The 21,930-nt window shown below is 36.3% G+C and carries 19 protein-coding genes; all 19 read right to left on the reverse strand.

Annotation, left to right across the window (positions count from 1 at the left end; genetic code table 11):
• On the reverse strand, nt 1-728 hold a 728-nt coding region (locus DW721_RS16240; RefSeq protein ID WP_207665616.1), incomplete at its 3' end, for an Rpn family recombination-promoting nuclease/putative transposase.
• Between the two features lie 336 nt (nt 729-1,064).
• Nucleotides 1,065-1,511 (reverse strand): Rrf2 family transcriptional regulator, encoded by a 447-nt coding sequence (locus DW721_RS08475; RefSeq protein WP_055944600.1) that lies wholly within the window; start codon nt 1,509-1,511, stop codon nt 1,065-1,067.
• Nucleotides 1,512-1,633: 122 nt separating this feature from the next.
• On the reverse strand, nt 1,634-3,277 hold the full coding sequence (locus DW721_RS08480; protein ID WP_118745479.1) for a GTP-binding protein: 1,644 nt from the start codon (nt 3,275-3,277) through the stop codon (nt 1,634-1,636).
• A 1-nt stretch (nt 3,278) separates the two neighbouring features.
• Entirely contained in the window at nt 3,279-4,178 is a 900-nt protein-coding gene (cysD, locus tag DW721_RS08485; protein WP_118745480.1) for a sulfate adenylyltransferase subunit CysD, read from the reverse strand.
• A 22-nt stretch (nt 4,179-4,200) separates the two neighbouring features.
• Entirely contained in the window at nt 4,201-4,515 is a 315-nt protein-coding gene (locus tag DW721_RS08490; protein ID WP_118745481.1) for a ferredoxin family protein, read from the reverse strand.
• On the reverse strand, nt 4,496-6,220 hold the full coding sequence (locus DW721_RS08495; protein ID WP_118745482.1) for an adenylyl-sulfate reductase subunit alpha: 1,725 nt from the start codon (nt 6,218-6,220) through the stop codon (nt 4,496-4,498). The genes DW721_RS08490 and DW721_RS08495 overlap by 20 nt, the downstream gene beginning before the upstream one ends.
• 395 nt (nt 6,221-6,615) lie before the next feature.
• On the reverse strand, nt 6,616-7,836 hold the full coding sequence (locus DW721_RS08500; protein ID WP_118745483.1) for a hypothetical protein: 1,221 nt from the start codon (nt 7,834-7,836) through the stop codon (nt 6,616-6,618).
• Nucleotides 7,837-8,142: 306 nt separating this feature from the next.
• Complete coding sequence (locus tag DW721_RS08505; RefSeq protein ID WP_118745484.1) at nt 8,143-10,140, reverse strand: aryl-sulfate sulfotransferase; 1,998 nt, start codon at nt 10,138-10,140, stop codon at nt 8,143-8,145.
• Between the two features lie 250 nt (nt 10,141-10,390).
• On the reverse strand, nt 10,391-11,017 hold the full coding sequence (locus tag DW721_RS08510) for a methylated-DNA--[protein]-cysteine S-methyltransferase (RefSeq protein WP_022013861.1): 627 nt from the start codon (nt 11,015-11,017) through the stop codon (nt 10,391-10,393).
• A gap of 50 nt (nt 11,018-11,067) precedes the next feature.
• Nucleotides 11,068-12,045: a porphobilinogen synthase gene (gene hemB / locus DW721_RS08515; RefSeq protein ID WP_022013862.1), complete on the reverse strand. Its 978-nt coding sequence runs from the start codon at nt 12,043-12,045 to the stop codon at nt 11,068-11,070.
• A 135-nt stretch (nt 12,046-12,180) separates the two neighbouring features.
• Entirely contained in the window at nt 12,181-13,356 is a 1,176-nt protein-coding gene (gene hemA, locus DW721_RS08520; RefSeq protein WP_118745485.1) for a glutamyl-tRNA reductase, read from the reverse strand.
• Nucleotides 13,353-14,636, reverse strand: a complete 1,284-nt coding sequence (hemL, locus tag DW721_RS08525; protein WP_022013864.1) for a glutamate-1-semialdehyde 2,1-aminomutase — start codon at nt 14,634-14,636, stop codon at nt 13,353-13,355. The genes hemA and hemL overlap by 4 nt, the downstream gene beginning before the upstream one ends.
• A gap of 161 nt (nt 14,637-14,797) precedes the next feature.
• Nucleotides 14,798-17,365: a hydroxymethylbilane synthase gene (hemC, locus tag DW721_RS08530; protein WP_182436276.1), complete on the reverse strand. Its 2,568-nt coding sequence runs from the start codon at nt 17,363-17,365 to the stop codon at nt 14,798-14,800.
• Between the two features lie 148 nt (nt 17,366-17,513).
• Nucleotides 17,514-18,218: a DUF4367 domain-containing protein gene (locus tag DW721_RS08535; RefSeq protein ID WP_022013866.1), complete on the reverse strand. Its 705-nt coding sequence runs from the start codon at nt 18,216-18,218 to the stop codon at nt 17,514-17,516.
• Nucleotides 18,219-18,241: 23 nt separating this feature from the next.
• The gene (locus DW721_RS08540) at nt 18,242-18,811 is read right to left on the reverse strand and encodes a sigma-70 family RNA polymerase sigma factor (protein WP_022013867.1); all 570 of its coding nucleotides are present in this window, start codon (nt 18,809-18,811) and stop codon (nt 18,242-18,244) included.
• Between the two features lie 157 nt (nt 18,812-18,968).
• Nucleotides 18,969-19,664, reverse strand: a complete 696-nt coding sequence (locus DW721_RS08545; RefSeq protein ID WP_118745488.1) for a hypothetical protein — start codon at nt 19,662-19,664, stop codon at nt 18,969-18,971.
• On the reverse strand, nt 19,657-20,304 hold the full coding sequence (locus DW721_RS08550; RefSeq protein ID WP_118745489.1) for an ABC transporter ATP-binding protein: 648 nt from the start codon (nt 20,302-20,304) through the stop codon (nt 19,657-19,659). Before DW721_RS08550 ends, DW721_RS08545 begins: the two co-directional genes overlap by 8 nt.
• A 5-nt stretch (nt 20,305-20,309) precedes the next feature.
• Nucleotides 20,310-21,113 carry a hypothetical protein gene (locus DW721_RS08555; protein WP_022014968.1) on the reverse strand — a complete coding sequence of 268 codons (804 nt, stop codon included), beginning with the start codon at nt 21,111-21,113 and terminating at the stop codon, nt 20,310-20,312.
• Nucleotides 21,110-21,817, reverse strand: coding sequence for a hypothetical protein (locus DW721_RS08560; RefSeq protein ID WP_147355394.1), 708 nt, complete (start codon nt 21,815-21,817; stop codon nt 21,110-21,112). Before DW721_RS08560 ends, DW721_RS08555 begins: the two co-directional genes overlap by 4 nt.
• Between the last annotated feature and the right edge of the window lie 113 nt (nt 21,818-21,930).

Consider the following 21,930-nt stretch of genomic DNA (forward strand, 5'->3'; position numbering starts at 1 on the left):
CCGGTTATTATATTTATCAATTCTACCGCTTCTTTTTCTACATGATTAAATCTTGAGTTTCCTTTTATCCAGCTACCGTCTTTATCACTTTGGTGTTTGATAAACTGTATCACTGCCCCTAAGTCAGTTTTGAATTTATCGAAATTTTCGTCTGATATTTTTGCCGGTTCTATAAGATTTATCTTATAATCCGGTACATACGACAGTAATTCAACATTATCAACTGACAACATTTCATGTATGCTTTTTGCACCATCCCAGTCTCTATCCCCAAAATATACTACCAATGTGATTACAGGCATTAATTTATCTTCCTTTTTAAACCCTGATAAAAATTCTTCTGAGTTTAACTTAATCTGCTTTTTCTTCGACCTGTCTCTATAAGACCGCTTTGCTTCTTCTACCTGCTTTGCATATTGTAATGCATCATAAAGCATATTTTTTACTGACATAGCATAATGGATTTTGTCCTGGTTTTCAATTCCAAGCACTACATAGACCGCCTCGTCATCCTTTGCCATAGACCACAACATAAGATTGTCTCTCAATTTCTGAACTGCCATATCAGCATCATTTCCATATGGCAATGCAATCTCTGCCGTATCTATTTTTTGCAATTCTTCAGGTTTTATTACCTGTCTTCCATCATAAATGTAAAAATTAAAGGCATCCGCTATAATATCCCTATGCGACATATACTGCTTTGTTGCTATATCGATTTTCCCCATAAATGTCTCCTTTCTTACATTATACATACTGTATAATAAAAATGCAATATTCCCTCCCAGTTTTTGCAAACACTTGTTCGCTTTTTGTATTTCTATATTATCACATGAATATATGTTCGTCAAGACATTTCATTCATGAAAGGATATTCGTGCTACGTACAATCATGTATTGACCCATCACACAAAAGCAATGATTGACTCTTTAATTTTATAATTTGATAATGTTTTTTTCTTATACATCACCTCTCAGTTTTTTACCATACAATAGTAAACATAATAAAAAAGACGGACTACCTGCATTGCAAACAGTCCATCTTTCCATTCCATTTTATCTCATCAGATATAATACATTTCATCCGCATCTCTGTCTGTGTTTGAATACTCATCAGCCAGTTTTCTGAGTGTTACATTTTTGATTACTTTTCCTGTCTCCTCATTTATACGGTCTATAACAAGTCTCTGGAGTGCTTTGGATATACCTTTTACCATACAGTTTTCGGATATTTCCTCGTCCTCTATCTTGTAATCACCCTCCACTGCATTTAATACATCCTCCACGCTTATATCTGTGGATGGTCTTGCAAGAAGATAACCTCCGTTTATACCAGCCACACTTTTTACAATACCGGAGCGTTTTAGATTTGAAAAAATCTGCTCAAGGTATTTGGTAGATATATCATTTTCTTTTGCTATCTTGCTCAATGTCATTTTCTCTTTATCACTGTTAAGTGAAAGATAAACCAATGCTCTTAACGCATATCTGCCTCTCTTGGATAATTTCATATCTACAACCCCTCCATATTTTATTATGTACTCTCGTAATCTTTTGAACGAAGAATTCCGAGAGTACATTATTTCTTAACATTACCGTTCATACAAAAGCTGGTCAATGCCTATTCTGCTCTTCAAATAAATTCACCGTTTCCTGCCACTCTCACATCATAGGCAGAAAGTTCATCAATATATTTAACGATTTCATCTGTCTCGACCTTGATATCCTCAGGAAGTACATGATAATACTCTTCACTTGCAATTCTTACTGTTGATGCATATTTCTCCTCTACAAGAAGTAATGTTATAACTCCTGCATGATGAAGATGCTTGATAACATCTGAAATATTTTCTTCTGACCCCGGAGCATAAAGGTATGTATGCTTGCCCTGGATTGAAAGTTCTTTTTCTACTTTTTCAAGCAGACTTCTTGACACGCCCTGTCTCTCAACCGAGAATGCTATTGCTACTGCTTTCTGACCGTTTAATGCTGCTCGTACATTTCTGTCAACTCTTCCTGCAAAAAGTCCTTCACCGCCCTCATTTACTTTTTCAACAACACCACAAGCTGATGTCATGTTTGTTACACGGTCGATAAGGATAAGTTCTCCAAGTGTCTTGTGGTTTTTAAATTCATCTACTACAATCTTATCTGCAAGCGATATTGTGCAAAGTGCGATTTCATTCTTTGACAGTTTGTCGGCTTTCTTTTCCTCACCTGTGTTTACATCTACAGTGTGAACGATTTCCGTTACGATACCAGGAATCATTTTTGTTCCGAGTTTTACAAAGTAGTTTTTGCCGTTTTCGAGAATATCATCATCCATCCAGAGAAGTGTTGCCGTGATTGATGATGATACTTTTATATCTGTATCTTTTTCAAGTACACATCCTCTTGATACATCAACCTCTCTGTCAAGCTGGATTGTAACCGGCTGTCCTTTTTCGATAGTCTCAGCCTTTTTGTCTCCTACAAGTAGGCTCTTTACATGAGCTTTCTCATTGCTTGGAAGTGTTGTTATCTCATCACCTACGCTTATTGTTCCTGCTTCAACCTGTCCCTGGAAACCTCTGAATGTGTGGTTTGGACGGCTTACTCTCTGAACAGGCATATAGAAACCTTTTTCTGTTGTCTTTTCTTCAATATCAACATTTTCGAGATACTCAAGAAGCGGAACACCTGTGTACCACGGTGTATTTTCTGATTTTGTCGTGATGTTATCACCCTCTGTTGCTGATACAGGCACGATGACATAATTTGCAAGCTCAAGCTCTTTTGCAAGTTCAGCAATCTGAGCTTCTATCTCCTTAAATCTGTCCTCACTGTAATCAACAAGATCCATCTTGTTTACGGCAAATACAAAGTATTTAATTCCCATAAGCTCACAGATGCGTGCGTGTCTTCTTGTTTGAACTAAAACACCCTGCTTTGCATCTATAAGTATAACCGATAAGTCTGCAAATGATGCACCTACTGCCATGTTTCTTGTATATTCTTCATGACCCGGTGTATCGGCAACAATAAAACTGCGATTATCTGTTGTAAAGTAACGGTATGCAACATCTATCGTGATACCCTGCTCTCTCTCTGCCATAAGTCCGTCAAGAAGAAGTGAGTAGTCAATCTTTCCCTCTCTGCTTCCAACCTTTGAATCAAGTTCAAGTGATTTCTCCTGGTCGGCATAAAGTAATTTTGAATCATATAATATATGTCCTATAAGTGTAGATTTTCCATCATCCACACTTCCGCATGTAATAAATTTTAATAATCCTTTCATCCTAGAAATAACCCTCCTTCTTTCTTCTTTCCATGCTGCCTGCTGCCTCATGGTCAATAACACGACTCGTTCTCTCTGACTCTACCGCACTAAGTGTCTCCTCAATAATCTCGTCAAGAGTCTCTGCATCTGACTCAACACCACCCGTAAGAGGATAGCATCCGAGTGTACGGAAACGAACTTTTTTGTACTCAATCTTCTCACCCGGTCTGAGTTTAAGTCTGTCATCATCTACCATAATGATGTTTCCGTCTCTCTCAATGACAGGACGCTCTTTTGCAAAATAAAGTGAAGGGATTTCAATGTTTTCTCTCTTTATATACTGCCAGATGTCTTTCTCTGTCCAGTTTGAAAGTGGGAATGCTCTTACTTCCTCTCCCTTGAATATCTTACTGTTGAAAAGTTTCCACATCTCAGGACGCTGGTTTTTAGGATCCCATGCATGAGCTTCATTTCTGAATGAGAAAATTCTCTCTTTCGCACGTGACTTTTCCTCGTCTCGTCTTCCGCCGCCAAATGCTGCAGTAAACTGATATTTATCAAGTTCCTGCTTAAGTGCCTGTGTTTTCATAATGTCAGTATAAGCTGAACCGTGGTCAAAAGGATTGATTCCTTTCTTAACACCATCTTCGTTTGTATATACTATAAGGTCGATTCCAAGTTTCTTTGCCATTCTGTCACGAAACTCTATCATTTCCTTAAACTTCCATGTTGTATCTACATGAAGGAATGGAAATGGTGGTTTCTCCGGATAAAATGCTTTCATTGCAAGATGAAGCATTACCGAGCTGTCTTTACCGATTGAGTAAAGCATTACCGGCTTTTCAAACTCTGCCGCCACTTCTCTTATTATGTAGATTGCCTCTGCCTCTAATTCATCAAGATGAGATAAATTTCCCATAACGAACCTCCTGTTCCTTTTATCAATATTTATTAGCGTCTTTTTTGTTTATAACTATCTCCTCTACACTTCCGTCAGCCTTTGTGATCGTCCATGTATTTATATCTCCCTTAGAGGATACTGATAAAACGCTGCCTGCGCCTCCAACATCAGCTCCCAGGAAAAAGTCGATTGCATTTATTTTACACTCTTTTATACATGATGTGCAACCCCAGCAATCTCTTTCATGCTTTATAAAAGCTTTTCCTTTTTCATTTTTTTTAATCAGATTTCCCGGACAGGCTTCAATACAAAGTCCGCATCCGACACACTTTTCATCATTTATCCGAATGCTCATAAACCTTGCCTCCCGTCACCAAATCTCTGTAAATAATTTTTATCCTGCCATCCTCATATCTTGAGTTTACATATTTGAGATAATCGTCGCTCTTATTAGGATAATCCAAATTTTCGGCAAAACTGTGCCATCTTGTCTCTTTTCTTGCTTTTAAATGCTCAATTAAGACTTTACATACGACTAATCTCTCTTTTAATTCATAAATTCTCAGCAAATCATCCATATCATCCGCATGAAGATTTACAGAAAGTTTTTCAATATCGTCAATCTTTCTCTTTGCAATCTCAAGTCTACTCTCATTATACTCGTAATTTGTACTTATACCGCCTGCATACTGATCCATTATCTTCTGCATTGTCTCCTCAAGCTGCTCTGTATCTATAAATCCTTTTGGATTTGCAAAATAGCTTTCATACTCGGCTTTCTTCTCATCTGTCGAAGCATCATTGCCATCGATAACTTTTACTGATAAATCGTTTGCTGCCTTACTATCTGTATCCGAGCCTGCAAATTCTTTTACATACTCTGCTGCCGACTGTGCCGCTATCTCACCCTCCACCAATGCTCCCGTGACATATTTCTGAGGACATCCTCCTGCAACATCACCTGCCGCATAAAGACCGGTGATAGTTGTCTTTCTGTCATTGTCTATCCAATAGCCGCTCGCCGTGTGACCGCCTACTATATATGGCTCTGTTCCCTCTATCTCAACATTTTCATTTTTAGGACCTCTTCCCAACTCTATCCATTTGAGCGTCTGACTCGGTGCCATGTTGAGATATGCCTTGTAAAGATCGCTCTGCTGTTCATCTGATATTTCGTCTGTCTTTAAGTAACAAGGACCCCTGCCTTCTTTGTTCTCTGTTACTGTACCGTAAAGACGCTGTGATGTTGTAAGACCATATTTATCTTCATATATCTCACCGGCAGAATTTAACTGCTTTGCGTGAACTCCCTGCGCAATAGTTCCCGTAGGTGCTATCGTGTCTTTACATCTGAGTGCGATAAAACGCATCTCAAATGTTGTCATCTCGGCTCCCGCCTTTATACCCATAGCGTATCCTGCTCCGGTGTTGAACGGCGGATACCACATCTTATGTCTTGAAAATCCCGGATTGTTCGGTCTGTAAAGACCTGCCGCACCGCCTGTCGCACAGATGACTGCCTTTGCATTTATCTTATAAACCGTCCTGTCATTTACATCAAACCCGTAAGCACCTTTGATAACACCGTCTTCAACTATATAATCAGTGATGTTTACATGATTTATAACTGTTGTGTTATCAAGTTTTTTTACTGCCTCTGCAAGTATAGGCTTGATATTTTCACCATTTATTTTTATATTTCGGTTGCCTCTTGCAACATATTTGCCATCTTTATCTTTTAAAATGACAAGACCGAGATGTTCCATATGTGCCGTAACTTCATTTAGCCTCTCTGACATTGAAAGAAGTAGATCCTCTCTCACTATACCGTCAGCGTCTTTTTTTGCATAATCCACATAATCCTGTGGAACATGACCTTCTGTGATGTAAGCATTTATGGCATTTACACCTGCTGCAAGACAGCCGCTTCGCTTAATATTGGCTTTTTCAACGATAAGGACATTTACATTCTTCTCCTGACCGAGCGTGATAGCTGCATAACAGCCTGCCGTGCCGCCGCCAATGACCAGCACATCGGTTGTCAGTTCTCTAAAATCCATTGGGCAACCCCCTTTATTTATCGTATTTCCTACTTTTTCTATATGTTTTAGTAACTCATAGCTATAACTATACCCTACTTTTCCTATCATGTCAATAGGAATTATGCAAAAATATTAAAAATAAGGTAACAGTTCAGCCAATTATCTCATCAAAAAAGAACTGCCATCCAAATATGCATCCGAAACAGCAGTTCTTTAATTATCCCATATTAAAAATGTTCTTTTCTTAATACATTCTAATGTACTATATCAATGACATTTCGCCAAATAACTTGCATAAATTTCCATCTGCTGTGTTGTTGTCAATCGCCGTAGCCCGCTACGGCTCATTCCTCCGCCTTGCAGAATGAAAATTTACCCTGCGTTATTTAGCTGAAAATCAATGATACACTACACTAGTAAATATAAAATTCGTATGTGTTTATAAGGTCGCTCTTATAAGTTTTCTTACCTGACTTTGTGCTTGCAAGTATTCTTATGTAATATGTCTTATGCTTTTTAATCTTGCTCTTGCCGCATTTTTTAATAGTAATGGCTGTTGTCTTTGCTTTAGTTGATTTAACAGTCTTAAAACCAGACTCCTTACTTGTAGAAATCATCACCTTATAACCTGAAGCATTTTTTACTTTTGACCAGCTTAATTTCACACTTTTTTTATTTGCCTTTGCAGATATTTTTGAAGAAAGTCCTGCATATCTGTAACTGCTCCATGCACTGTATGCCTTTTTATTGTTGCCGCATGACACATATGTACGAATTCTGTAACGATAAAATGTACCATTGAAATTTCTTATCTCAACTGTGTTTCCATCATTTGAACAGGTTCTTTTATTTTTTCCTGCCGGTGTCTGAAGCTGAACCTGAACACCGTCATATGCTCCTACTGCTGAATCAGCATAGATACCTATCTTATAATCATTCAGATTATACCAGATGTTTGTAAATCCAAAGTTAGAAGAAGCTACTTTGTTGGTAAGCGTTTTTACTCCCCATTTGCTTCCATAACCGGATTTTGCTATAAATCCTGTTGTCTCTGCTTTACGGCAGGGATAACATCTCACATCGTAGCTTGTTCCAGTATTAAGTGCCACTGAAGACTTTATTGTACTTGTTGTGCTTTCACCTATCTGAAAATCACCTGTATATAACTGATACAGATTAGCTCCGACAACATCTGAACTTTTCATCGTAATACTGTTTGTCGCAGCGCCCGTCTGAATAAGTGTCATACCATCTGCATTTGGAGCTGTAACTACTTCGACAGGCTCTGACCATCCTGAAGCTGGTGTCGGTGTATTAGTCTTATCAATTTTCCATGAATATGTAGAAAAACTTCCAACTCTCGCATAATATGTACTTCCTGCCGTGAGAGAATAGACCGTATCACTTGCAGATGATGTAGTCTCTACAGTAACCCATGTACTTCCGTCCTGGCTAAACTGAATCGCATAACTTTTAGCTCCAAGATCCGCATTCCACTGAAGACCTATACTGCTATTATCTCCTTCTGTCTGTGTAACTCCTGTTACTGCTGCCTTACTGTCTGCCTTAGAAAAGACAAGCATACCCGCTGTAAGTGCAACTGTAGCAACTAAAAATTTAACTGATTTTTTCACTTCATATCCTCCTTTTTCTTTTAATGTACTCTCGGTATCTTCTCAAAACAAGTCATTTCGGCTGCATTCCCGATATACTGTTTCCATTTTCTCGTCGTACACACTACAAAAATGTCATTGTATATCAAAAATCCATCTCGAAATTCTTCGTTCAGAAGATTCCGAGAGTACATTTTAATAAACATCAGTTTCGCATATTTATATGACAAAAACAAGTCACATATTCATGCATAAAATATGACATTATAATAATGATTTTAGAATGTCATACATTATAACAGTACACAATATTTTGTTTAATGTCAATCACATATTTTTGCAATGCTTATTTACAAAATACTCTGTGGTATAAATTTTATCTTCTATATTTAATGCAATATTATAACTCCCGTTTTTTATCCTGTCTAACGGCACATTTACATAGTATTTCTGCTTTATAAATATCTGACTTTTCTGCTCCGTATCTGAGAAATCCTGCTCATATGTTCCATTTTCATTGTAGAGATACACCTTTTTTACCAAGTGATCCCTGCCGTATATCTGCAATAGGTCTCCGACTATACGAACAATGACAGGAAGTCCGTTTTCAAAACACTCCACATCATCACTTTCTTCATACTCATTTATGGCAATGGCATTGCTGAGATTTTCAAAATTTCCCTCTTTATATGTTGGAGCTTTAAGTTCCCCTACAATTATATCTCCGTCACCGCAAACAGATTTCGATAATTCTTTTGCATCAAATTTCATCTCGCTTCCACTAAAGAAATCCTTTTTACAGGATATTTCTTTTACACATTTACCTGTCTGATAGTCATATTTATATATTTTTGCCCTGCAGCCGTCAATCTCCTCTTTCAGATTTCCACACATCGCATATATATAATCTCCGTCATCAGTCACAAATGCGTTCGAGCGTGTGATACTTAAAGCAGTCGGCACTCTTTTTTCCTTTGACACTGTTCCCTTTTTTTCATCTATATTTAATATAAGTACATTTGAGCCCTCTATCTTATCAAAATATCTTACGGGTCTTCGATTAGCCGTATGGTTGTCAAATAAGATAATCTTATATTTCCCTGCATCACTGTCATAATCTAAAAGTGAAACCGCATGCTGCTGAAAAAACCATTCCATACTCTCTGCCGGTCTTAATACCTTATCCTTTTGTGCTGTATTCTTATAAAATTTTGGATTTGCAATAATCCATACAAGTTCATTATCTTTAAGACTTATCTTCGCTATCGTGTGTATATTTCTCATTGATACTATGACGCAGTCCTCTTCAGCTATGTAGTCAAATGAATTTATATGTGCCCAGTCACTTCTCGTAACATATGTATCATCAAACAGCTCATTCACATTTATGCTTCTTAGCACATTTCCCGTTTCCGCATCTATTTCAATTATCATGTTTTCTGCAAATGAATCATTTATCGAACTTGATGCTATAAGATAATTTCCTGTATTTTTTTCTCTCACTGCCCAATGATGAAATCCGTTTGGATGAAGAAATGTCTTATAAACACGGCCCATATAGTCCATCTCGTGCATCACCACAGAATGTGCATTTCCGTAATTAGGCTGACGCATATATTTTTCAGCATATAAAAATCTTCCATTGCCAAGCTCATGTATGCCATAAGGATGCGACGGTCTTCCAAGTATAAATCGGACATTTCCATTTTCATCAAAGGCATAAGTTGAACCGCTGTAACCGCCTGTCACAAGCATAAATCTGTCGTCTTTTTCATCCGTCTGCCCCGTCACATTTACATTCGTTTCGAGTTTTCCTCTAAGTTTAGGCGTATGTATCATTATCTTGTTCATATCAAGCACATTTTTGTCAGCATCTAAAAGATACACCTGAACAAGGTTATAAGCATTTTCATAAAGACCTATTATCGGAACTCTGTGTCTTGTTGTGTATGTCTCATCACACACCGTATAATCTTTAGAGCCACGAATCCCTTTTATCACATATCTCACCATACATTGCATCTCAGTGTTAAAAAGCAGCACTGCCGTCAACAACGATATTTTATAAGGATTTAATATCAAAAGAGCATTTTTGAAACTGTAAATGTCATTGTCTAAAATGTGCTTTATCGCCAGTTCTTTTTTATAAGTCTGCACCGCCATAGACTGTTGAACATTTTCAATATTTGTATCATATCCGTATTTTTCTTGATTTTCTGAAAGCTGTTCTTTTTCAGCCATCTGTGAAAAAACTTCTTCATTGATTATAAATGTATTAAATAATTTCTTTTTTATCACATTGCTTAACTGACTCTTAATATTCATTCCGGTGACTCCTTTTTATTTTTATGTACTCTCAAATTCTTCTGAACTAAAAATTCTGGTAGTTCATTTTGTTATCATATAATAATGCTTTAACTGCATGATATGGCTTAAATTCCTATATCACAAAAAAGTGCATTTTTCTACATATAAATCATGTACCTGCCAAGATTAAATATATAATAAAGATAATTCGTGTCACCGGGACGAAAATTTCGTGTCAGTTTTGTTTTATTTTTGTGTCAGTTTTGTTTTACCAATCAACTCCATACCGACTAAGCTCCACCCTGCCATCTTCAACCTTTATGCCGTCAGCTTCGAGTCTTTTTTTCTGTTCGTTTTCACCGCCGAACGCAAATGCTCCCGAAAGTTCCCCCTTAGAATTTACCACACGGAAGCACGGTATATTCTCCGGGTCTGGATTTTTGTGCAGGGCATTGCCGACGGCTCTTGACATTTTAGGATTGCCAGCCATAGCCGCAACCTGCCCGTAAGTTGCAACTTTTCCTGCGGGGATTTTTTTAACCGCCTCGTAAATCCTCTTAGTGGGACTGTCAGTCACTATCTCATAGCTTTCCGTAATCATCCTTTTAATATCCTTGTCAGGAATTGAGCCGTCAAGAATGATAGTGTTCCAGTTTTCCTTATTCTGATGCCACCCCGGAATAACAGACTCAAAAGCATCTCTCCAAAAGTCACGCCACTCATCATTTACCTTTACATTAAGGTTGATGAAGCCGTTTCTTTCATATGTCCATAAAAAAACCTTTTTACTTCCTTTTACACGCACAAGCTGCCAGTTTTCATCGTGAAACGGAGCACTCTGGTAAGTGTTCGGAAATGAAAGTCCGAAGTTTAATGCTTCTTCTCTTGTTGTCATTGTTCGTTCTCCTCTCGTCCATATCCCCCTCCTCTTTCCACCTATTTTCACTACCCAATCAGTCCTCTATCCATATACTCCGCTATCTGCTCAGCAAAATAAGTAAGATATATGCTTGAACCAGCTCTGTAGGTTGCTGCTGCCATCTCACACACTATCTTTTCCTCGTCTATGCAGTCTGCTTTTGCGGCCGCTTTTACCATAGCATACTCTCCGCTCACACTGTATGTTGCCACAGGCACATCCACTATATCAGCAACTTCCCTCACTATGTCAAGATAACTCATTGCAGGTTTTACCATAATGATGTCTGCTCCTTCTTCAACATCCTGCAATGCTTCTTTTATGCCCTCTTTTCTGTTATGATAATCCATCTGATAAGATTTTCTGTCACCAAAAGACGGTGCTGAGCCTGCAGCATCCCTAAACGGTGAATAAAATGATGATGCATATTTTACGGCATATGACATTATCGGTGTGTTTGTAAATCCGTTCTCATCGAGTGCATTTCTGATAGCTAGCACTCTTCCGTCCATCATATCTGACGGTGCAACCATATCCGCACCGGCTTTCACATGGGAAACCGCTGTCTTTGCCAAAAGTTCAAGTGTGGAATCATTGTCTACATCATGACCGCAGAGCAGTCCGCAGTGACCGTGTGAAGTATATTCGCACATACACACATCTGTTATAAAATACATATCAGGAAAATCTTTTTTTGCTGCCCTTAATGCTCTCTGCACGATTCCATCATCATCATAAGCACCACTTCCGACTTCGTCTTTTACATCAGGTATGCCAAACAGTATAACGCTTTTAACACCTGCTTTTTTCAGACTTTCAAGTTTCTCTGACATTCTGTCTATACTGTAACGGAACTGTCCCTCCATAGACGGGATTTCCTCTACTATATTCTCTCCTTCTCTTACAAACATAGGATAAACAAGCGATGACTTATCCATTCTTGTTTCCCTCACCATCTTCCTTAATATCTCATTTTGTCTTAATCTTCTTGCTCTCTGTATCATATTTGCCCTCTTTTCTTTATATCTGTTTTTCTCACAAAATTTGTTATTTAAAATATAATGTTGAGTACAAAAATTATTTTTCCCTCTGCATCAATACATATTTTAATCATACAGCAATAATATCTCGTCGATAAATCAACAATACCACTGTATTTTTGCAATTATTTCCACAAAATCCTGAAATTCCTGTGCATTACTCTTTTCTTTTATATCAAAAATCATCTTATGAACAGCCGCATCCAGTGATTTTTTCTCAGCATTTTCTTTGATATATGCCATAAATCTATCTATTTTTTCACGGTTTGCCCTAAATATCTCATTTTTAAGATATTCCTGCTCATATTCTCTTATTATCTCTTTTGCATCGCACAAATAACTTTTCTTTAATTCATTGTTTTTTGCGGCAAGCCTGTTCATATCTTCCATTGAATATCTCGCCACGCCCTGTATTTTCTCTATATCAGGCGATATGTCAAACGGAACTGCAAGGTCGATAAATACAACTTTATTTTTATGCTCTTTTACCTCAAAATGCTTTCTTGTGACAGTATAATGCGGACTTGATGTTGCACTTATTATAACATCCATCTTTTCCATATGTTCATATCTGTCTTTGTAATCTATTATATTGCATCTCGCATTTTTCTCTGGGATGTGGCTTCTTGCGGTTACATAAACATTTGCTCCCTCTATATCAAGTGCATCCAGCATAACTATATTTCCGATTTTTCCGGACGCACCTATTATCATAATGTTTTTTCCGGATAATGTACCAAATTCCTCGCCCGCCTGTTTTAGTGCAAGACTTGCAGTCGATACGGAAGTCTTTGACATAGGTGTGTCTGTCTTTACTTTCTTTGCCGCCGCCATCGCTGCCTGAAAAAGTGAGTGAAACAAATTTCCTATATATCCTTTTTTGTCACTTGCAAGATAAGCATTTTTTACCTGTCCCAAAATCTGGTCTTCACCAAGCACAACAGAGTCAAGACCTGCCGCAACCATAAAAAGATGGTGAACCGCCTTTTTTTCTTCGTATCTTAATATTACATCCTGAATTTCTGAATTTTCTGAAACTCCGGCTTCTTCTAAAAGTACCTGCTGCATAAAAAGCACCGCTGTCTCCGTTTTTTCCCGGACTTCGCAATAAAGTTCCGTTCTGTTGCAGGTTGCAAGAAGTACCGCTTCATTTATATAAGGCGAACTTATAAGCCTTTCCATTATCCTCGCCTTTGCATCATCATCAAATGCAAACAGACCTCTTATCTTTGTATCTGCGGTCTTATGACTAACGCAAAGTAATTGTATGCTCATAAACTGATAACCTCACAAGTCCTCTCGATATCCTCTTTTGTATGTGCGACTGATACAAACATTGCTTCAAACTGTGCAGGTGCAACATAAATCCCATTGTCGAGCATTTTCCAGAAATATTCTGTATATGCGTTTGTATCAGATGTAAGTGCACTATCATAATCATCCACGACCTCACCTGTCTGGAACGCAGATAAAAGCGAACCTATCTGATTTACATGGAGAGGAATGTTTTTCTCTTTTGCCATCTTTCTGTACGCATCTGCAAGTTTTTTTGCACTCTCATCTATCTGTTTATAGTATTCAGGATGTGCTTTTAAAATCTTAAGAGTTTCAATTCCTGCCGTTGTCGCAATAGGATTTCCTGACAATGTACCAGCCTGATAAACCGGTCCTGTCGGAGAAACCCTGTCCATTATCTCTTTTTTTCCGCCATATGCAGCGATAGGCATACCACCGCCGACAATCTTGCCGAGCGTCGTCATGTCCGGCTTAACACCAAAATACTCCTGTGCTCCGCCAAATTTAAGCCTGAATCCTGTTATAACCTCGTCAAATATAAGAACCGTTTCATATTTTAATGTAATATCACGAAGAAATTTTAAAAATCCCTCTTTGGGAGGAACAACACCCATATTGGCGGCTACAGGCTCAACTATGATTGCGGCAACATTTTCACCATACTGCTCCATAAGTTCTCTTACGGAATCCTCGTTATTGTACTCTGCAACAAGAGTGTTCTGCGTATAAGAAGCCGGAACTCCCGCACTATCCGGAACAGCAGTCGTAAGAGCCGCCGAACCAGCTTTCACAAGAAGTCCGTCAGAGTGTCCGTGATAATTTCCCCTGAACTTTATTATCATATCTCTGCCCGTATAGCCTCTTGCAGTACGAATGGCACTCATCGTAGCTTCTGTCCCCGAATTTACAAGTCTTACTTTCTCAATAGATGGCATTGCATCAGTTATAAGTTCAGCAAGCTCCAATTCTTTTTTAGTAGGAGCACCAAAAGTAAGACCGTCAACACAGGCTTTTTTTACCGCTTCGATAACCTGTGGATGTGCGTGACCTAAAATCCCCGGTCCCCACGAACATACATAATCAATAAATTCATTGCCATCCACATCGTAAATGTGGTCGGCATTAGCACTTTTTATAAAAAGAGGTGAACCTCCGACACTGCCAAATGCTCTCACCGGACTATTAACACCACCGGGAATCTTCTCAAGTGACTTCTCAAACAAAACCTTAGAATTTTCCATATTCGACCTTATATTCATCTTAAAAAGCACCTCCATATCTATATTTACAAATATTCATCTTAATAATACCTATATAAATTCATTATGTTATAATCAATCTTTATCTTAAATTATAATATCTATTTTAAAACAATCTTTACCTGCAATAGATTGTACGGTAACTGTACAATCAACACAATCTAAAATTTTTTCGCAATGTCATTTATTATAACATCCACAATACCTCTTGCATCAAACTCCTCTGCAACAAGTTTCACCCTCAGTCCTGCCTCCTCGCAGTCCCTCTTTGTCACCGGACCTATAGCAACGATATTGTCATGCTCACAACCTGCCATGTTCCTTAATGCTCTTGCACCTGAACCGCTTGTCACAACAATATAATCAACATCAGGACATATCCTTTTTACTTCGTCAGCACGCCTTTCGTCCTGAATTGTCTCATAAATGCAGATTTTATCAAACTCAACCGACATTTCACTAAATTTATCCTCGATAAAGTTTTTACCCTGCTTTCCTCTTACAATAAGTATTTTATCCTTATCTGTCAATTCTTTTGACAATTCCTCCGCCAATATTTTTGATGTAAATTTTGATGGTATAAAATCCGCATATAAACCGTATTTTTCGAGTGCTTTCTTTGTCGATGTACCCACTACGGCAAATCTGGCATTTGCAAGTTTTCGTATATCTACTCTTAAATTTCTCAGCCTGTCAAAGAAAATATTTACACCATTTGCACTTGTAAAGATAAACCATGAATATTTTTCAAGATTATTAAATATATCATCACAATCACTGTAATCAGGTATTGTCTCAACAAGGCTTATCGCAATCGTCTCACCGCCGTACTGCTCAAATTCTTTTTCAAGACTGTCCGCCATATTCCTTGAACCTGTTACAAGTATTCGCTTTCCGCTAAGCACTTTTTTTTCATTTTTGCTCTGCCACTCACATATCTGTTTTCCGACTCCGACAACATCACCGACCACTATTATTGCCGGTGCTTCTATATTATTTTTTCGGACCTCGTCCTTAATAGTAAGCAGATTTCCATATACAGTCCTCTGTTTTGCCGTCATTCCTTTTGATATAACAGCCACGGGAGTTTCTTCGTTCTTTCCGTTTTTGATAAGTTTTTCACAGATATTTCCAAGACTTCTAAGTCCCATCAGAAATACAAGAGTTCCCTCCTCTTTTGCAATAACAGAAAAATCAAGAGCTTCTGATGGCTTTGCAGGATGTTCATGCCCCGTAATAATATGAACCGATGAAGCAGCCCCCCGATGCGTTACCGGAATACCTGCACTTGCCGGAACACTGTACGAAGAAGAAATTCCTGACACGATTTCATATCTTATCCCCGCTTTTTTAAGTGCTAAAGCCTCCTCGCCACCTCTGCCAAAAATAAAGGGGTCACCCCCCTTAAGACGCACAACATATTTTCCGCTCAAAGCAAGATTTACGAGAAGTTCGTTTATCTCAGGCTGTTTTTTATAAATCTTATCAGCCCTTTTTCCAACATAGATAAGCTCTGCATCCATCTTCGCTTCATTTAATATTGACGGTGAGATAAGGGCATCATATACGATAACATCCGCCTTTTTAATACATCTTAGAGCCTCGATACTCAGATAATCCCTCTTTCCCGGACCTGCACCGACAAGAGAAACCATTCCTTTATTACCAGTAAATGACTTTTTTAGTTCATCTTTTTTCGTATTTATATCAATGTCTTTTTTATCAATATTTCCATTATCTGATTTTAAATTTAAACAACATTTTGTATTTCCATTCTCTTTTTTAATATCAGTATTCTTAGCATCAGATTTCAAAACATCCACAAGCCTTTTTGCAAGACTAATGGCAAATTTTAAATCCGTATTATCGGCATTGACAGGCTTAGAGATTTTTCCCCACTGTTCATCCGGTTTTTCATTTATAACAGCATACTTTGGAGTTTTTCCATCATAAGCATACATTCCCCTGAAATTAAAACCGTGCTCATCCACCGTACAATGAGCACCGCATGGTGCATTACAGCTTCCGTCAAGACATTTTAAAAATTCACGCTCAGCTTCAAGACATATCCTTGCCTTTCTGTCATCAAGTGCCGCCATAACATCTTTTAAATCACCATTTCTGCACTCGATTGCAAGAATCCCCTGCCCTGCCGCAGATATAAATTTCTCCTCGTCAGGGTATATATAATCAAGCTCCTTATCATTGTCAAGACCAAGCCTTTTTAAACCTGCCGCCGCAAGAATAATCGCATCATACTCACCTGATTTTAATTTATCTATCCTCGTTCCGACATTGCCCCTCAGTGATTTTATCGTAGCATCCGGATATATCTGCTTTATCTGGATTTCTCTCCTCAAGCTGCTTGTTCCGATGATACTGCCTGCACCGATTTTTCCTGTTTCTTTTCTTTTGAGAATAACATCCCTGTTGTCATCCCTCAAAAGAACCGCCCCAAGACAAAGCCCGTCCGCAAGTTCCATAGGCACATCCTTTGCACTATGGACGGCAATATCAATAGTTTTATCGAGCAGCTTTTCCTCAATCTCTTTCGTAAAAACTCCCTTGCCGCCAATCTCACCGAGCGGCTTATCAAGAACTTTATCACCATGCGTAACCACATGGACAATCTCTATTTTTTCATTCGGAAAATATTTTAAGATCTGAGCTTTGACAAGCTCTGTCTGAATTAAAGCAAGTTTACTTTTTCTTGTTCCTATCCTAATCATACTGACCTCGTTTCTATGTATATCGGATTTGTCTGATGCAATGTGCAAAATCGATAACAATAATGCAATCCACAGCGGCATCATTTATTTTTAATTATAATACATCCTATATAACCCAGTGGTCAAGTATGCTTTAGAAGTAACATGATTAATACAGACTTTCAGCCATCTTAAGCAACTCACTTTCAGCCATATCATCGTCCGTACCAATGGTATTTATATATTTATCATCATTCCATTGCAATGTTCTCTCCCCCTGTTCTTCATATATATAACCCACATAACCGGCAATCCTTACTTTTCTGCCATCTATATCCCTTTCTGAATATCTGGCGTCTTTTAAAATTTTATTTTTTGAATAAAATAAATACTTCTTATTTTTAGTCCATTTTATATAACCAAAGTCATCATCAGTATTTTGTTCACTTATCTTATACATTTCAGGCACATAATCCGGAAAATCTTTTTTTCTTTTTTTAGCTTTATCTGCTCCATTTTCTTTTGTTTTTTTATTTTTGTCGTAAGTTATACCAAAATTTCCAGCCGAATCCTTATCTGTCTTTGTCGTTTTCCAAGCATCAAATCCAAATATATTAGCATCCATTTTTGTGGCAGCGAATAAAACCGAACTTATAAAAACAACTACAGCAGCAGCTTTAGTAAGTAATCTTAAAATTTTATGTTTCCTGTATTCTGTGGTTTTTTCATCGTTTCTCCCACTAATAATCTTATCCATTGTCCGTTCCTTAAAGTCACTGGGTAACTGAATTTTTTCCAAGTCAACATCATCATATTTTTTCTCCACTTCTCTCTCATACACTTTAAGATAATCTCTTATTTCCTTATCGTTCATAAACTTATCCTCCCTACCATCATTTAACTAATCAAAATTTTTTTTCCATCCAGAAGTTTCTCCAGCTTTTTTCTGCCTCTGCTCAGATATGAATACACCGTTGCTATATTCATATCAAACATTTTGGCTATTTCATCAGCAGTATAACCATAAACATAATAAAACAACATTATATCTGCATATTTCTCAGGCAATTTGCGTATATAATACACAACCTTATTATCTTTAGCTGATTTCGTAAAATCATTTTGAAATGTACTATCTTCTTTTAATCCATGCTTACTCAAAATACCTTTTTCATATAATTCTTCAAATGATACAACATTATTTCTTTTTCGTTTATTATACATATTTATTGCTACTCTTCTAATTACTACAACAATAAATCCCTTAAGTTCCTGGCAATCTTTTTCTTTTATTTTTGAAAAACTTTTAGAAATATTAATAAAAGCATCCTGCACCGCATCCTGAGCAAGACCTTCATCTTTTAAGACATCAAAAGCTATATAATACATAAGCTTTGAATATGCATTATATAGCTGATCAAATTTTTCTTGTTCTTCATAATCCCAATCAAGTTTATTCTTCTTCAAATCTTTTCCTCCGTTCATTTATTTGTTACTGTTGATGCCAACGGTACAAACAGTAATATTTCACTTTATTTTTTCATACACTTCTTGGTTCTATGTCCCTTATACTACATCCTTTCTATATAACTAGTCCTCCCCCTTTTCCACTTCTATCACTTTCTCAAGAACCAACTCCATATTTCTTTAATATTTTATGTTTTATCTGATAAAATTTTTTTAAAACTTTCCCGCTATTAGTAGCTATTTCACACCCTTTTACCTGACTATATTTTGTAGTAGCTGCTTTTCCATCTTCGTTTATGTATTTCTTACATACATGGCTTTTTTTATCTGACAAATTTATCGTCTTAAATGTAATAGCCTCTTTATGTATAGGATATACATTCTGTCCCATTGACACTTCTTTAGATAATTTTCCATCTGCAAATATAAGATATTCGTCTCCCATTTTCATAAAATCCATGAACCCCGTATCTGTATAAATTTCCTTAAAATTTTCTGTTGTCAAGTCCAAAGTATATAACCCCGAAAGCAATATATCTTCTCCTGATGTCATCCCATCTTTAGTCTTAATAACTTTTGTAACTTTTATTTTCTGTACAGCATTACCAAAAACATATTGAAGCTTTCCCGTAACTTTTCCAACAAAAATATTCTTACTCCTATCTAAATCTTCATCAACATGTTCCATAAGTCCCATTAAATCCTCTGACAAATATGCTACATTAAAATTATCCCTTGCTTTTTCGTCATTACATCTGTCTTTTATGGAATTTCGCACAATTAAACCACATACACAAAACCCACTGAATATAACAAACAAAAAAATTATTTTTATTTTTTTTCTACTATCCATTTTCTCTCTCCAAACTTATTTTTCCCATATCCATTCTATATATCTTATCCGACAACACTCTTATATCTTCCGAATTATGACTTGCCAAAAGAATAATAGCACCTCTATGTTTTTCTTCCGCAATAACCTTTCTTATGAGATTTACCCCCTCCTGATCAAGTCCATTAGTTGGTTCATCAAGCATAATAACTTTTGGTTTTTCCATGATTGCCTGTGCTATAGCAAGCCTTTGCTTCATCCCAAGTGAATACTTTCTCACCGCTCTTTTATCCCTCGGATCAAGTCCAACGCGTTCAAGTGATTCTATTATTTCCTTTTTACCTATTTTTTTATTTATTCCTGCGAGAATATCAAGATTCTTAAACCCCGAATATTCAAGATACATTCCTGTATTTTCTATTATCATTCCTATATCTGGCAATACTGAATTTTTTGAAAATATATTTTCTCCATTATAATAAATTTTACCTTCATCTATTTTAATAAGTCCTGATAATGCTCTAAAAAGCATTGTCTTTCCAGAACCATTTCTACCTACAAAACCATATACATTTCCACCTGTCAAATAAAGACTTATATTGTTCAATATAATATTTTTTTTAATTTTTTTTGATATATTTTCTGCTTTTAGTTCAACCATACTTACTAATCAACCTCCTTGTCGGTATCAATTATGTCTATTCTATTTATAATTACAGTCCCTATTGCTATTATAATAACATTTACTATAAGCATATATAAAACTGACCATTGATACTTAATGCTAATTCCCAAACCATCAATAATGTCTTTATTCATTCCCCTAAACTTATGTAATGCCGGCAGCATTTGCATATTAAAATTTAAATTAAATTTAATTTTTAATATTTTTGTAATTTTAGTTTCTCCTACAGATACATTACCTACACTCATAAATAACAATATTTGTAACAAAAAAGTTCCTATTACCATCACTTTACTGCCAAACAAAATTGCCAGAATATTTGCAAATATTGTTATTCCGTATAACCAAAGGCTCATAACCAGAATATGTACTGCTAAAAATTTAACTCCTACATTATCAATGCTAATTTGATATTTCATCATAACAATTGGCAAAGCAGATATATTTAACAAAAGCACATAAATCACAGTATATCCTAAAAGTTTTACAGCTTCTCCTCTAAACCACCATCCACGCTTTTGACACCTCGAAAAAATATAAACACTGCTATAACAAAAATGTCTATATATATATGTTGAAAATATTATAGCATATGTATAATACGGTAAAAGATTTCTTATTCTTAACACCATTTCTGCAGTTGTAAATTTAATAAGTTCACCACAATGATTGTAAACAATATAATGTTGAAGACTCAAACCATCAGCACTCATATAACTTCTTAATCCATATAAAATTATACTAAACCCAACTGCCAGCGGCAAAAATTTTGCATAATATTTCATAATGTATCCCTTCTCGCTTTCAAAAATAACAAACCACTTGCCACAAAGATAATACCGCTCCATACTATACCAAATTTTATGAATTTATATACATTAACGACAGCACTACATGTTTCTATATAATCTGAAAATTTGCCATATATATTCATGCCATCAATAATTTGTATTAAAAGATAACATGGCAAAAACAAAAATGCGGCAAACTTATTTATAATGCATGAGCTTGCTGCAGTAACAAATCCAAGCATTGCCGCTATTCCACTAAATAAAATTATCATTATTAACTGATATATAAATGGATGTTTAAAATATATATTAAAAAACATATATTTTACAATTGTTTTATACTCTCTTGAATATAAAGAACAAAAATAACGATTACCATGCACATTTGCAGGAAATGTTATATAATTAATTATATTTTCAAATAATAGCGGAATAAAAAAGCAAATAAATGTCGAAACAAATACTGCCACAGCTTTTGTCATATAATATTTTTTTCTTCCAACTCTATAAATCCAATATGTTTCTCTCCCTGTTTTAATATCACCAAATAAAGAAAAACCAGCGGGAATTATTGAAACAAACGGAAAAACAATTGCAATTATACGCGTTAATGCATACCTTCCACTCGAAATACTACTTATTTCAACATATGACTGCATCTGTGAAAGCTCATATCCATAATAATCTTTTACATTCATAATATATACACAAACTATACATCCCCATATGATAAACATCATAATCTTATAAGATTTTGTCAAAAAAATATTTTTTAACTGACTTTTAAATAATCTATACATATTTTTCTCCA

It is taken from the genome of Clostridium sp. AM27-31LB, assembly GCF_003480745.1.
In the GTDB taxonomy this organism is placed as follows: Bacteria; Bacillota; Clostridia; order Lachnospirales; family Lachnospiraceae; genus Butyribacter; species Butyribacter intestini.